Origin of the sequence: Sphingomonas glacialis, assembly GCF_014653575.1 — a bacterium.
In the GTDB taxonomy this organism is placed as follows: Bacteria; Pseudomonadota; Alphaproteobacteria; order Sphingomonadales; family Sphingomonadaceae; genus Sphingomonas; species Sphingomonas glacialis.
In genome coordinates this window covers 1-916 of the sequence record NZ_BNAQ01000035.1, presented here as the reverse complement: position 1 = coordinate 916, position 916 = coordinate 1, and the positions used below count along the sequence as shown (strand labels likewise).

General features: G+C 60.8%; 1 protein-coding gene. It reads right to left on the bottom strand.

The window, feature by feature from the left end; genetic code table 11:
* Positions 1 to 10: 10 nt before the first annotated feature.
* The gene (locus IE187_RS21120; RefSeq protein WP_189677957.1) at positions 11 to 838 is read right to left on the bottom strand and encodes an IS5 family transposase; all 828 of its coding nucleotides are present in this window, start codon (positions 836 to 838) and stop codon (positions 11 to 13) included.
* Positions 839 to 916 lie beyond the last annotated feature (78 nt).

Below are 916 nucleotides of genomic sequence, written 5' to 3'. Positions count from 1 at the left end.
AGAGCCCGACTCATAATTCGAGCTTGGCAATACGGCGCGTCATTCGCCTGATGGATGAGACGACCATCCATGCCTCGGACGATGCGATGGAGGCTTCCCAATCCTTGGCAAGACGCCGGCATCGGTTGAGCCACGCCAGGGTGCGTTCGACGACCCAGCGCCGGGGTAGAATGACAAAGCCCGTCAGGTCGGAACGTCTGATAATTTCGATCGTCAGCCTATCGATGTGCGCGACTGCCCCTTCAAGCTTCTGTCCGGCATACCCGCCATCGGCGAACAGCTTGGTGAGCGTGGGATACGCGTCGCAGGATCGCTCGATCAGACCGGGTGCTCCGTCGCGGTCCTGAACATCTGCGCCGTGCACCACGCCTTCGAGCATATTGCCCAGCGTGTCCGTCACGATGTGCCGCTTGCGGCCCTTTATCTTCTTGCCGGCGTCGTATCCGCGAGGCCCACCTGCCTCGGTGGTTTTGACCGACTGGCTATCGATGACGCCCGCGGTCGGCGCCGGCGTGCGACCTTCCAAGACTCGCACCCATGCGACCAGCACCGCGTTGATGACATCGAGCAGGCCGTTGTCGCGCATGCGGTAGAAATGATACTGCACCGTTGTGAAGGGCGGAAAGTCTTTCGGCAGTTGCGCCCACTGACACCCCGTCGATGCGATATACTGGATCGCATCCCACAGGGTCCGCGCCTTGTGCTTGCGCGGGCGTCCCACCCTGGAGGTTCGCCTCAATAATGGCCGGACGACAGCCCATTCCTCATCGGTACAGTCGCTTGCATAGCGCAGCCCGCTTCTGTCATGCTCGCGCCGAGCGGTTTCAGTCCAGCCCATGTGATCCTCGTGGTCTTCGCAAACCCCGGTGAATCACAAGCTACTGAAATCGCTCAACTCAATTTTCGGTCGGGCTCT